The 13,202-nt window shown below is 49.5% G+C and carries 9 protein-coding genes and 2 tRNA genes; 7 read left to right on the forward strand and 4 right to left on the reverse strand.

All coding sequences use genetic code 11. From position 1 onward, the window contains the following. Window positions 1-6: 6 nt before the first annotated feature. Complete coding sequence (locus B9Y58_RS12780) at window positions 7-1,521, forward strand: FISUMP domain-containing protein (protein ID WP_083532354.1); 1,515 nt, start codon at window positions 7-9, stop codon at window positions 1,519-1,521. 27 nt (window positions 1,522-1,548) lie between these two features. Here the strand turns inward: B9Y58_RS12780 and B9Y58_RS12785 are convergent. Further along, a tRNA-Gly gene (locus B9Y58_RS12785) sits at window positions 1,549-1,620 on the reverse strand. A gap of 125 nt (window positions 1,621-1,745) precedes the next feature. On the opposite strand from B9Y58_RS12785, the gene infC reads away from it, so the two are divergent. The 3 genes from infC to rplT are packed head-to-tail and all read left to right on the forward strand — an operon-like array spanning window position 1,746 to window position 2,950. Next, window positions 1,746-2,372: a translation initiation factor IF-3 gene (infC, locus tag B9Y58_RS12790; RefSeq protein WP_233247974.1), complete on the forward strand. Its 627-nt coding sequence runs from the start codon at window positions 1,746-1,748 to the stop codon at window positions 2,370-2,372. A gap of 18 nt (window positions 2,373-2,390) precedes the next feature. Then, a complete protein-coding gene (gene rpmI, locus B9Y58_RS12795; RefSeq protein WP_072800243.1) occupies window positions 2,391-2,588 on the forward strand; it encodes a 50S ribosomal protein L35 in 198 nt (65 codons plus the stop codon). A gap of 11 nt (window positions 2,589-2,599) precedes the next feature. Then, window positions 2,600-2,950 (forward strand): 50S ribosomal protein L20, encoded by a 351-nt coding sequence (rplT, locus tag B9Y58_RS12800; protein WP_073057712.1) that lies wholly within the window; start codon window positions 2,600-2,602, stop codon window positions 2,948-2,950. 473 nt (window positions 2,951-3,423) lie between these two features. Here rplT and B9Y58_RS12805 read toward each other — a convergent pair. From B9Y58_RS12805 to B9Y58_RS12815, 3 genes are all read right to left on the reverse strand, one after another. Beyond that, window positions 3,424-3,496, reverse strand: a tRNA-Gly gene (locus tag B9Y58_RS12805). A gap of 31 nt (window positions 3,497-3,527) precedes the next feature. After that, the gene (locus tag B9Y58_RS12810; RefSeq protein ID WP_158278366.1) at window positions 3,528-4,541 is read right to left on the reverse strand and encodes an adenylate/guanylate cyclase domain-containing protein; all 1,014 of its coding nucleotides are present in this window, start codon (window positions 4,539-4,541) and stop codon (window positions 3,528-3,530) included. Window positions 4,542-4,611: 70 nt separating this feature from the next. Next, window positions 4,612-4,791, reverse strand: coding sequence for a hypothetical protein (locus tag B9Y58_RS12815; protein WP_073057708.1), 180 nt, complete (start codon window positions 4,789-4,791; stop codon window positions 4,612-4,614). Between the two features lie 66 nt (window positions 4,792-4,857). Here B9Y58_RS12815 and hemW point away from each other — a divergent pair, with 66 nt between their 5' ends. The 3 genes from hemW to B9Y58_RS12830 all read left to right on the forward strand — a co-directional run bounded on the left by hemW (window position 4,858) and on the right by B9Y58_RS12830 (window position 13,154). Then, window positions 4,858-6,027: a radical SAM family heme chaperone HemW gene (hemW, locus tag B9Y58_RS12820; RefSeq protein ID WP_073057705.1), complete on the forward strand. Its 1,170-nt coding sequence runs from the start codon at window positions 4,858-4,860 to the stop codon at window positions 6,025-6,027. Window positions 6,028-6,165: 138 nt separating this feature from the next. Next, window positions 6,166-8,883, forward strand: a complete 2,718-nt coding sequence (locus B9Y58_RS12825; protein WP_073057703.1) for a hypothetical protein — start codon at window positions 6,166-6,168, stop codon at window positions 8,881-8,883. Between the two features lie 23 nt (window positions 8,884-8,906). Beyond that, window positions 8,907-13,154, forward strand: a complete 4,248-nt coding sequence (locus B9Y58_RS12830; RefSeq protein WP_143154715.1) for a hypothetical protein — start codon at window positions 8,907-8,909, stop codon at window positions 13,152-13,154. Window positions 13,155-13,202: the final 48 nt, after the last annotated feature.

Consider the following 13,202-nt stretch of genomic DNA (forward strand, 5'->3'; position numbering starts at 1 on the left):
GGGGGCATGAATTTTGTAGTTAGATTTCTGGTATTTTTAGCCGCGGTAATGGTTCTGGTGAGCTGCAAAGGGAAGAGTAGCTCTGGACCGTACGATGACGACCTGTATCCGGATGATGGACTTTCTAGCGAAGCGTCCTCCAGTTCGCTCGCGTCTACTAGCAGTTCCTCTTCTAGTGAGTCTAGCTCTTCGTCGCAGGGCGAGCAGAGTTCTTCGTCTTTGGAACGGCTCTCCTCTTCGTCTTATGTGAGGTCGTCGTCGAGTAAGGTTGTTTCTGTTCAGGATTTTGACACGACTTTTACGGATCCCAGAGATGGAAAGATTTACAGAACCGTAGTCGTTAATGGTGATTTGTGGTTTGGGCAAAACCTGAATTATGCCTCTGGTGGTTACTGCTACCAGGATTACGAACCGAACTGCGAAAAGTACGGAAGGCTCTACACTTATGCAGAGGCTAAAACCGTTTGTCCTTCGGGCTGGCATCTTCCGTCGCAAAGAGAATATGATGGAGCGGTTTCGTTCCTTGAAATGCGTTTGGGCGCTCCGGAATATCCGAGCGAATGGACTGAAAATTATCTAGGAGCGACCTTCGGCTGGACAGATGGCATGCCCAGTAAGGACTTGTACGGATTCGCCTTGCTTCCGGCGGGTTATCGAGATTCTAGGGGGTACTATCATGAGGCGGGTACTGCGGCCCACATGATAACCTCTGATGAAACCGATATTAACGGCGGGTATCCTTATAGACGAGTTTATCAAACCTACAAAACCGACGATAGCGTTGTCCATTTTAGCATTATTGACTTTATCAATGCCGCGGGCAACTATGATTTTGCATATTCCGTTCGCTGTATCAGAGATCAGTTAGTTACGTTGCCCGTTGGGGTTAGTGAAGTGCGGGCTGGTCCGAGAGTTGTCGAAGACTGGACCGATCCCCAGTCTGTCCAAAAATATACGGGGCCTTTTGGCGAATATGTGGATGAACGTGATGGGCACGTTTATAATACGATTGAAACTGATAGCCAAGTCTGGATGACCAGCAATATCAATTATGCGACGGAAAATAGCGCTTGCTATGAAAGAAACGAATCCTATTGTGATTTCTTGGGGCGCCTGTATAAGCAGAGTGATATTTTCGAGGCTTGTCCCGAAGGCTGGAGAATTCCTTCGACTAATGATTGGGATAAGCTGAAGGCTTATGCGATTGCTGTGAACGGGGGCGTTGAATCGGTTGAGCCTTTACTCAAGTCGACAACCCATTGGAGTACGGACCGTGCGGACCGTTCTTTAGCATACGACGCCTTGGGCTTGAATATTTACCCGGCCGGAGTCCGAACGGATCGGAACGAATCCAGATCTTATGGGTATTGCGCCATGTATTATACCGTTAACCCCAGTGCTACGGATACGTCCAATACCTTGTCGGTTACGAGTCTCGATATAGTTCTCACAATAGGCGGTTCTATGTCTTATTACAAGGATTACTGGCTTTCGATCCGTTGTATGAAGGACAAAGAATAAAAAAGACCCCTCAAAGAGGGGTCTAAGAGCGGCGGACCGGGATCGAACCGGCAACCATTAGCTTGGAAGGCTAAGGCTCTACCATTGAGCTACCGCCGCGAGCAAGACCAATTATACAAAAATTCGCCTATTTTCAAAGGGGTTCGTTAAAAAGTTCTTGCATTTTTTATTAAAAAAACTATATTTAGCGCCACAATAACAATTTTACCTAGAGGTAGCTTAACTTGGCGTTACAAAACCCCCGCGACCGTCGCATGCCGAACAGACAGAGTGATGGAACCCGCATTAACGAAGACATTCGCATTTCCCCGATCCGTCTTGTAAAGGAAGATGGCGAGGCCGTCATCATGGATACCAAACAGGCTCTCCAGATGGCCAAGGACGCCGGACTGGACCTGGTGGAAGTGTCTCCCAATGCTAAGCCGCCTGTATGCCGTATCATCAATTACGGCAAGTTCAAGTTTGAACAGATCAAGAAGGCCAAGGCCGCTAAGGCTAAGCAGCACGTGGTGAAGCTTAAAGAAATCAAGATGCACCCGAAGACGGCCGAGAACGACTACCTGTACAGGATCAAGCAGGCCGCCGAGTTCTTGCAGGATGGCATGAAGGTCAAGCTTATTATGCAGTTCCGTGGGCGCGAAATGGCGCACATGGACTACGGCAAACGCCTGATGGAGCGCGCTAAAGAAGACTTGCTCCAGTACGGCGACTTGGAAATGGATTCGCGAGTCGAAGGCAACACAATGCTCTCGATTTACGGTCCTAAACGCGGTGCAGGCACTGCCAAAAAGCAGGCCCCGGCACCAAAGCCCGTAACCGAGCCCATGGCAGCAGGTGAGGCTTCAACTTAATAACCTAAAGAGGTAAAAATGCCTAAGATGAAAACACACAGCGGTGCTAAGAAGCGCTTCCGCCTGACTGGTTCCGGCCACGTCAAGTTCAAGCGTGCTGGCATGCGCCACATTCTTGCCAAGATGTCCACGAAGCGTAAGCGTAACCTGCGTAAGGGCGCTCTCGTTAAGAAAGTCGATGTTTACCATGTCAAGCGTCTGCTTGTCGTTGCATAAGGAGTGTAAGAATGCCACGCGCTAAAACCAGAGTTCCTTCCCGCGAACGCCGCAAAAAAATCCTTAAGGCCGCCAAGGGCTTCTATGGCCGTCGCAAGTCGAACCTTCGCCTTGCTATCGACGCCGTAGCCCACGCCGGTCAGTATGCCTACGCTCACCGCCGTGACAAGAAGGGTGACTTCCGCTCTCTGTGGATCACTCGTCTCAATGCCGCTGTCCGTGAACTCGGCATCAGCTACAGCCAGTTCATTTACAAGCTTTCCAAGTCGGGCATCAAGCTGAACCGCAAGGTTCTCGCTGACATGGCCGTCGCCGATCCGGCATCCTTTGCCAAGGTCGTGGAAACTGTGAAGGCTGCTTAATAGCTGCATCTTTACGCGAGAAAAAGCACCCTGCTCCTGCAGGGTGTTTTTCGTTTTAAGGAATTTGTTTGTGATTTAAGGTTTATTTTAAAGTTTTTCTTTTTTTTTTTGAACGGGAAAAGTGTGCTAAACGAGTGTCGCGACAAAATGCTCGCATTTTGTCATGACCGAGTGACGCTGCGGACGCCTATACGAAACTTGCCACTTTAGTGGCTTAGTTGAGTTGTCCTCTTTGGGGAGAAGGCGTCAAAAGGGATTGTTAGCCCGCAATATTCCTTGCTTGCGCAAGGTTGCGGTCTAACCCTACGGGCTCGATGCAAGCTGCGCTTGCCTCAAGCTCATAATTTGTCTCTACGCACTGCGTGCATGAGCCAAATTATGCCGCACCCTCTCCCCCAAGGGGTCTCGTCTCCGGGTCCCTTCCCGTGTTATAAAAAAGAAAGCCACCTGATAGGTGGCTTTTCTTTTTTTAGAGCGGGAAAAGGGACTCGGACCCTCGACCCCGACCTTGGCAAGGTCGTGCTCTACCAACTGAGCTATTCCCGCGGGGTAGTCCAATTATAGAAAAGTTGGGGGACTATGTCAAGGGCTTATGCAGAGAAAAAATCAAAATTCCGTTCTTTTTTCCCCGTAATTCAAAAAATCCGGCTTTTACCCCCAAAAAACCGTGGGGGAGGGGTAGAGGCAAACGAATGTAAAGGTCTTCGGAAATTAAGAAATCTTGCCCGAGCTTGGAGCAGAGGGTTTGGATTCGGGAGGTGGTATTCAGCACATCGCCATGGTAGGCCATTTCACTGCCGAAGTTGCCGACTTCGGTGGAGATGACTTTTCCGCAATGGGCAGCCGCCTTGAACTCAGGGACTATGCCGTAGCGCTTCTTGAACTTGTATGCGGTGCGTTCCAGGCATTCGGCAAAATCGTAAAAGCAATCGATGGGTCTGGCCTTCTTTCTGCAGTCGCTGATTTTCCAGGTCAAAAAGGCGCCGTCACCTGCAATCTGGTAAATTTCCCCGTGGTTTTCTTCGCAGCAGTTCGAAAGCAGACGGTAGTAGTCACGGATAAAGTTGCTGTACTTGACGTGTCCCAGTTCTTCGGCGATTTCGGTGGAATGCTTCATGTCGATAAACATGAATACCAGGTCTTCCTCTTTGGGTTCCTGGTTCTTGCCAAGTAGAGTGTTCATAAAGACGCGGGTCCCGAATTTCTTGTGCACGGAGCGGACGAAGGTAATTAGGTTCCCGAGCATGAACAGCTCAAAGATTAGAATATGGGTCTTGGGTTGCTTGAAGACGCTTAACACATGCTGCAGGGCCGCTTCGTTTATAAGGCCTTCGCTCCTGTCTATGTCCCATATCAGAATGCAGAGAATCAGGTTTGCGCATATGCTTGCGATAAAGAACCAGGAACGTATCAGGAGTGCTGCCGCTACCGGCCTTTTGTCCATTTCGTCTTGCAAGATCATCACATCGTAAATGGCATGTGAAAGGCCTATCAAAAGCGACAACTGCAACATGAACAGCATGCGCGATGAATCAAAACCGTTTCCGGCGCCGTACGTCAAAAGGGCCGAGGCGCTTAAGGTGAAAATCACCCAACTCAAGATATAAAAAGCAATTGCTTTACATTTACGCTGCGTTAATCGGGTAATGGCCATAGCACCTTCAGTGGATAAATAGCGGCAACGCCCAAATCATGGCGATAATGATGATGTCTTTGTACGATTCGTCTAAAAGAAGGGTCGATGCCAAAAAGAAGATGGTGGTAGATAACGTCAGGAAAATCAGGAGCGGGATCCGCTTCTTCAATTTTTTCTTGAAATTATTGTTTTTCCTGGTATCCATATCTATCTATATAATCTAAATTTTATAAAAAAGTTTTATTGTAATATTTTTATTCGTTTGTAAAAGATGTTTTGTGTTTACGTTCACATCCCTTTTTGCCGCCATATTTGCGATTATTGCGATTTTCATGTAATGCCGTCACAATCGAAACTTTTTTCGGAATATACGGACTTGTTGTGTAAGGAAATTGTAAGTTTCGAGAACGCGCATTCGGGACTCCTTTCGAATGCGGAAACTCTTTATTTGGGCGGAGGAACTCCCTCGGAGCTACCACCGGAATTTTTGCGCCGGATTTTTGAATGTCTAGGGTCCGTGGGGGTCGATTCTTCAAAATTGAAAGAAGTTTCCATGGAATTCAACCCGGAATCGACAAACGAGGCGACGTTGCGTAACGCGCTGGAATTGGGCGTAAACCGCGTCAGTCTCGGGATCCAGAGCTTCGATCCAGAAATTTTGAAGATGGTTGGCCGTTCGCATTCGGTAGAAACGGGAGTATCGGCCCTGCGTCTTTTGACTTCCTCGTCAAATTTGCAGGTGAATGGCGACTTGATGTTCGATTTGCCGGGGCAAACCACGCAGGGCTTCTTGGATGATGTGGACCGGCTTTCGGATTTCCCGTTGAATCACGTCAGTTTCTACGGACTGAACGTTTCACTCCGTTCCAGGCTCGGACACCGGGTGGCCCGTGGAGAACTTACGGTAAACGAGGATTTGTACGAAGCGATGTACATGGGGGGCGTTGAAATTTTGGAACGCAAGGGGCTAATGCGCTACGAGGTTTCGAACTTTGCTCGGCCCGGTTTTGAAAGCGTCCACAACCAAAATTACTGGAATCGGGGCGAATATGCCGGTTTTGGCCCGGGGGCACACAGCTATTTGCGTGGAATGCGCTACTATGCTCCCGAAATTTACCCCCGTTGGCGGGAATACGTGCTGTCTGACTGTCCGGAATCCATGCTTTCTCTTGATAAACTGGATAGGGAAGCGTCCATTATGGAGTTCCTGTGGCTTTCGTTACGTCAATCTAGAGGAATTTGTTCTGAAGACCTCGAAAAAATGGGAATTTCTTTGGATAAATCAGTGTGCGAACGCTGGATTTCGAAGGGCTTCTTAAAGCACGGAAATCTGTCAAATTTGTTACAAAGTAAATCTTGCTTGCGCCTTGAAGGACGCGGCTGGATTTTTATGGACGATATCGTTACAGACCTTGCAAATACTTATTCCAACTTGGAATAAACAAATTTGAAAATATCCTGCGATTCGTATCACAACGTAAATTTTTGTTGTCCGTTTCATGAAAAAAAATCATATCTTTGGAAAGGATAGTTTGCAAAGAAATGTTTGCAGAGATCTTTCGCTTTTATTGAGGTTGTAATGAGTTTCATGAAAGGTCATTTTCTTTCGGTTGCCTGGCTGTTGATGCTTTGTCTTTCGACAGGCTCTTTTGCTGATAGTTTAATTCGTTGTGTTGACGAAAAGACCTTGGAAACGCTGAACTCTGAAGATCCTTGCAAGTACTACCGAATCAACGATGGCCGTACGGCCAGCCTCTGGGTTGTTCCTGAAGGTGAAGATCCTGAAAATAGAGAAGCAGCGGTTCGTGGAGCTTCGTTCTATGTGTATGTTCCGCAGGAACAGAAACTCGATTCAATCAAACTCAAACTCAAGTCTGATAATTCCGGTGTCAAGAACCTTACTGAGGTAAAGTCTTCTGAAACGGACGGTTTGGTAAAGCTCGGTATTTCGAGCGATTATGGAGTGTACAACATTAATTTGGGAACGTCGGATGACGATGTGGCGACTCGCCCGATTGTAAGCATTGTCTATAATTTTTACGTGCCCCGTCTTAAGTACATCGTTAAAGGTGAAGAAGTGACGGACGTGTCCAAGCTTCAGTACGAAGTGGGCGATACCATGCATGTCGACGTGGAGGCGATTATTCCGATGGGTCCCCAAAAGGGCTCCGTTGATACGGGCCTTACAAAGACGTTCTATTTTACACCCTTTGGCGAAAGCGAAAACCTGATGTTCCTGAGCGAAGGCGGACAAGACCTGAAGCTTGATGATGAAACAATCCGCTTGGATATTAACGGTGGCCGCGGCAAGTTCATGGTGGTGGCGCCCAAGGCTATCACTGATGGTTCGACCTTCAGCATGAACGCTTACAAAGATCCTAAGGACACGACTAAGTTCATTTTGACGGAGCCGTTCCCGGGTGAATACCAGTTCGTAAATCCGGATATGCCGATGATTGAAAAGGCGGCTATTTACGACCGCAATGGTGACGGCATTGGCGACAGTATTGCGACTTGGTTTGGCGGTAAGACCGATTCCATGTCGGTGGATTCGTTCTTCTACAGCTGGCCGGATGATAAATCCTTCAAGGAATTCGCTGGCGAAAAAACGTGCCTTGGCGATGTGTGTGAATATCCCGGTGTGAAGGTTGAACTGCAGAAAGATTCTGCAACGGGTGCTGTTAAGGCTCGTGTGTGCTCGGTCGGCGGTCGTTGCGAATGGCAGCAGACTTCTTTGACCGATAGCATCGGTGCTGCTATCCAGTCGGCGACGCTGCTCAAGGGCAGTGATGGTACGGATACCATGATCGTTCGATTCAACAAGGATATGGATCCGTCCTGGACGAGCGGTCTAGGCTTGTTGCTCAACAGCAATCCGATCGATGTGGATGCAATTTCCAAGAAGGGAACCCAGTGGGTGTTCACGGTGGAATCTGGTGTGGTGTCCGTGGGCGACATGCTCAAGATTTCGACAATCTGCTCTAGCAAGGATTGCCCCGACGGAATCCTCACTGCTGCTGACGGTGTGCCGACTAGTGCAAATAACCAGGAAGTGCCGGTGCAGAATGCGGGTCGCATTTATGTGGATAACGATAAGAACGGTTTCTACGACCGTGACGGCGATGGCCGCATGGATTCCACCTCGCTCGGCTTTGAAACTCCCATTACCGAAGATGACCTCAAGAAGATGGACATTACGTTCTACTGGCTCGACAACGACGGTGAACTTGTGGCCATCAAGCCGAACCTTGCAGACCTTACGATTTCGGAAAACGGCACGCTGCTTGGTTTTGCCCTTAATCCTGAAGAGTACGATATCAAGAATATGCTGACAGGAATTGACAAGTCCTATTCGAAGGGCGGCAAGATTGAATATGGCTACGCTGTCGTCAAGAATACAATTTCTGTCGAAGGCAAGAGCATTGAAGATCCGGATTCCCTGTACGGAATGAATGACTACATGGCTCCGGTGATTTCTTCTACGTTCCTGAATCCGGAATCTTTCCAGATGATGGAGCCGGATAAGTTCAAGATAACCTTCTCCGAAGCCATGGACAAGAAGAACGTGAATCTCACGGATGACTGCCTCGCCTTCTATGTGGATGGGGAATGGGTTCACTACAGCTTGACTTCTTCGGAATGGAGCGACGATGGCCGCGAACTGATTCTGTACATGGAAGCGGGCTTGGATCTTGCTACCCGTATGAATCCTGCGGACTCTGTACGCTTTGACAATTTTACGAGCGGTCTCGTGGACAAGAAGGGTAACAAGGTTTCTGAACTTTCGCCGGCTGTCATGGTCGAAGGCGATCCTCGCGTCATCATGAAAAACAATTCCTTTGCCGACTTGAACAAGGCTGAAGAATTGAGTGACCGCGTAAAGCCTTTCACAATCGAACATGTGAAAGATGCCAAGGAAGCGTCTGACCAGTCTTCTCTGGGCGTGCTCATGGATATCGGTTATTCCACTATTATGGAAAAGGATTCCGTGGGAATGTCTGTGCCGAATATGGAAGATATCGGGCTTCACTGGGAGCTCTATGTGTACACCAACATCGGTAACTATGTGGGTGGCGCTTCGGGCAGCATCGCTTGCGACGATCCGTTCTTTGACGGCAACTGCCTTGAAAATCCGGACAAACTCTACGTTCGTTGGAACATGCGTGCCGACAATGGCCGCAAAGTGGGTGCCGGAATCTATCTCGCAAAATTCAGAGTTAAGGTTTACGGAGCAAAAAGCGACTTTAAGGTTGAAAGAATCTTTAGATGGGGCATTTCTGCAAAGAGGTCTAAGTAGAGGTTCTTTTAGAGGGTACGAACATGAGAAAATCGATAAAATTCATACCGGTACTTTTGTTGTCTGTGGTAGCAAGCTTTGCCGCAGACGCTGAAATTCCCGCCCCGGAAAATCCGGCGACGGGTATTTGGATTCAGCAGATTGGCGATATTGTGCCCCATGCTGCAACCAAGGCGACTCTGTACTATACCAAGTTCAGAGAATCGGACCGTGTCAAGAGTATCAGCTACCAGTACAATGGTGCTGGCTACTTGTTGATGAAGCCTTCGGACAGAAAGACCTTGTGTACAACTAATGATGGCATGCAGGGTGCCGACGGTATCGTGCATCACCCCGATGGTGACTTGTTGGTGGCTGCCCAGGGTACGCCTATTCACAAGGTTAGCAAGACGGCCAAGGATAGTAATAAGGTTTGCTTGGTCAGGACTGCTCAGCCGAAAACGAGTACAAACGGTTTTTGGCACTTGATGATGGACCCGAATAAACGTTGGCTGTGGGCTTCGGGCATTCCGGGGTATTTGTATCGCTTTTCGACGGACGCGGATCCGGCAACATCGAGTCTTTCCGACGGCTATTACGTTAAGTTAAGGCCGAATTTTCAAAGAAGCGGTAACGACCAGTTGACGACCATTATTTGGGACGGCGAAGGCCGAGCCTTCTTTACCTATTCGGACTACAAGGGCGGCGGTTGCGAAAAGTACGACTACAATAAAAAAGATTACGGCGAATGTACGGATTCTGAACGCAAGAATGAAAGCAAGAAAGCTTATTTCGGCATGTTTACCGATACGACTTGGGTTGAAGTAACTCGAGCCAACAAGGATAAAGTGGGCGGAAAGGTTGGCGAGAAGGTGATTGAATCTGTCGGAACCAAGATCTTGATCGACGGCTTGGAAGGTGCTCACGGTGGTACTTACGATCCCTACTCCAAGACGATCTTCGTATTCGGTGGCGCCCGCATTGTACAGATTAAGCCCCATGTCGAAGGAAAGAATGTGACCGCCGAAGTGGTTGCGACGATTGACTTGCGTAAGTATTTCTTTGTGGAATCCTATGCGAATATGCCGGAACCGAGAACTTGGGATGGCGGCCCTGTGGGTTGGCGCTTGGATCAGGGGACAACGGACGGCTACGGACATCTTTTTGTGGCGTCCAATACGGGACACATGGTCTTTGTGGACTTTGCCGCTAATCCGGCTAAGTTGATTAACGATAACGTGCTGGTTCACGTGCAGTACGTCGATAAGTATCTGGATGACTTGGCTCCGCTCTCGGGCGTGGGTGTGGTCCGCGAAGGCGGTCACTCCGGTGGCGATGAAGATTTGTCTAGTGACTCCCATAGCAGTTCCTCGCTGGTGGAATATCACGAATCTTCTAGCAGCGCGAAGTCTAGCAGCAGCAATGGCAATGGAAACAGCTCCAATAGCAATGGCAATTCCAGCAGCGGAACCAACATGAGTTCCGGCGGTAACGGCAACAGCTCCGGTGGCGATGCTTCTAGCTCTGGCAGCAATGGCGGAAGTTCTAATAGTAATGGTGGCAGCTCTGGTAGCAATGGTGGCAGCTCTGGTAGCAACGGTGGCAGTTCTGATAGCAACGGTGGCAGTTCTGATAGCAACGGGAACAGCTCCGGTAACGATAACGGCAGCAGCGGTAACGACGGTACCAGCAGCGCAGGCGATTCTAACATGAGTTCCGGCGGCAATGGCGGCCACTCCAGCAGCAACAGCAACGGCGGTAATTCTTCGAGTGGCGGCAATGGCAACGGCGAAGATGAAGGCGGCAAGTCTTCTTCGAGCAGGAACCATGGTAGCGGCGAAGACGAAGGCGATTATTCCAGTTCTTCTAATAAGTACTACGGCGTTGAAGACGAAGATGATGACGATGACGATGGTCTCGACATGTACCCGACTATGGAACGCTTCGAAAAGGGAGACTCCATTGTCTCGAAGACGGTGGTGCTCGTTCCGACGGATCCGAATCCGGAAGACCCGAAGGTTGTGGTGATCAATGGAAACAGCTATAGACTGACCAACGACCCGACGGGCATTCCCTTGGATTTGCATTATAACTCCGGCCTGGATTCTGCCAAGGTGGGCGACGTTGTCGCTATCACTCTGGATCCGGAAAAGGTGAAGAAATACTTCGGCGACCCGGATTCCTTGAAGATTGTGTCTAGAACGGATGTCCAGCTGGTTGACCCTGCTACGGGCGAAAAGACGGATTACCTCGAAGTGAATGCTGATGGGTCCGTTACGATTTTCGTGACAGCCGACAAGGTTGTGCAGGGAGGCTCTATCAAGGTGTTCGGCGGTAATGAAATGGTCATTATCGACAACATCAACTTCTACGATCCAATTCCGGATACCCATATCGGTTACATCAAGGATACCGATGGCGACATGTCCCTGGATTATGTGGAAATCCTCTTGAAGGATACTCTGCCTGAAACCTACCTCCTGGATGGCGTTCAGCTTGTCATTGGCGACAAGACCTTTGACTGCGTGAACCCCAGGCTGAATACGGCTCGCGACCGCATTCTGGTGGATGTCTCTGACTTCAAGGAAATTCCTGCAGTCGGCAACTTCCCGAAGGATGCCAAGGCGCTGGTGTCTTATCGCGACAAGGCGGGGTCCGATGCGACCTACGTGCGTGAATCCCCGATTGTGGAAGTGGGTAGCAACGTCATCAAGGACGCTTATGCAATTCGCAGCGCAAACGGAATGGACTCTCTCTTCTTGCAGTACAATATCGACCTGTTCCCGGTTGATGTCAGCATTCCTGAAATGATGGTGATGCTCAAGCAAGATGCAGAACGCTATGGCTTCGATGTGGATCAAATCAAGAAAGTCTACATGCCGGCCAAGGATATCGTGATCTTTGTGGGCAAGAGTTTCAAGCTGAAGGGTGACTACAAGGATAGCGTGTCGCTGTATCCGGGTGCAACCTTCACGAACCTGCCTTATATTACGTCTGACGAATACGAACGCGAAGTGCCCGTCAAGGTGGTCGACAGGTTCCCGCAAGTCCAGAATGTGGAATACTGGGATACCGATGGCGATGGCGTCTTGGACCAGATCGTGGCCGTGTTTGACAAGAAACTGACGAAGGACGATATCGACAGTACGCTCTACATGACGTTCCCGTGGTACAGCTATCGCGGCATGATGATCCAGCTGCAGGCACAGCCGGTAGACTTGAAGATTGATCCGAAGGATTCAACCCGCGTTGTTTGGGAAGTGTTCTCTACGACGAAACTCGCCTCGGGCGTGACAAGCATTAGCGAAGACCTGCCGCAGGCCAATATCTACACCTACTACAAGATTTTCGGTGAAACCTTCGTGAACGAAGACGTTGCTCCGCTGGTCGACAAGATGGCTCCGGTGGTGGCTAGCGCTACGTTGGATTACGGTAAGAAGGCGGACACGCTTCTGGTGATGTTCTCTGAACCGATTCATACCAAGGACCTTAAGGGAAAGGATTATTTCTCTTATGTTCATGGTGAAGAGGTGATTGAACTGAATCCCACGAGAATCGACTGGTCCGCTGACGGCCTTTCCGCAAAGCTGGTGTTTAACGGCAGCGACGGTACGATTATGCCGGGTGACTCTATTATGGTGCGTAAGGGTGCCAAGGACGCCATCAAGGATAACTATGATAATGCCGCAGGTGAAAATCCGCAGTCGGTCATTATCGGCGGCCTGTTGAACCATTTGGTTGAAGCGACGAACATGGGCTGCTTTGACTTGAACGATGATACCCCGAGGGAAGATGCTGACGGCAAGACATACACCTTGCAGACCGTGAGCTCGGTGAACCTGCGCTACGTGCCGGGTTCGACTACCAAGGAAGACATGGAAAAAGAAGGCGCCCTTGGCCAGTTGGTGCAGCTGGGCGAACGCTTTGTGCCGCAGCTTCTGGACCGTGCGCAGGTCTCTGCCGATGGTTCTTACGACCCGACGGTACTTGATTCCTTGAAGCCCGAAGATGTGTATATCTCGTTCATTGTGAACTACTTCGACCACTTGGGCCAGTACGTGAACGACACCATTATCACGGTACCTTGTAACAGCCCGAAGTTCGGCGGCAACTGCCTTGAAACCGACAAGAAGGTCTTTGTGAACTGGAACTTCAAGGATCACAAGGGACGCTTCGTGGGAACTGGCGTTTACAACGTTCAGTTCAAGATGGTAGTCCGCTACGAAGACAGGAAGATTGTCGAAGAAATCAAGGACAAGTGGGGTGTCCGCCGCAAGAAACATAAGAAGTAGGCGAAAGAACGCTCGCGAGCTCGCTACAGACGAGAGACGAAAGAGTTT

The sequence above is a fragment of the Fibrobacter sp. UWB15 genome (assembly GCF_900177705.1).
Classification (GTDB): Bacteria; Fibrobacterota; Fibrobacteria; order Fibrobacterales; family Fibrobacteraceae; genus Fibrobacter.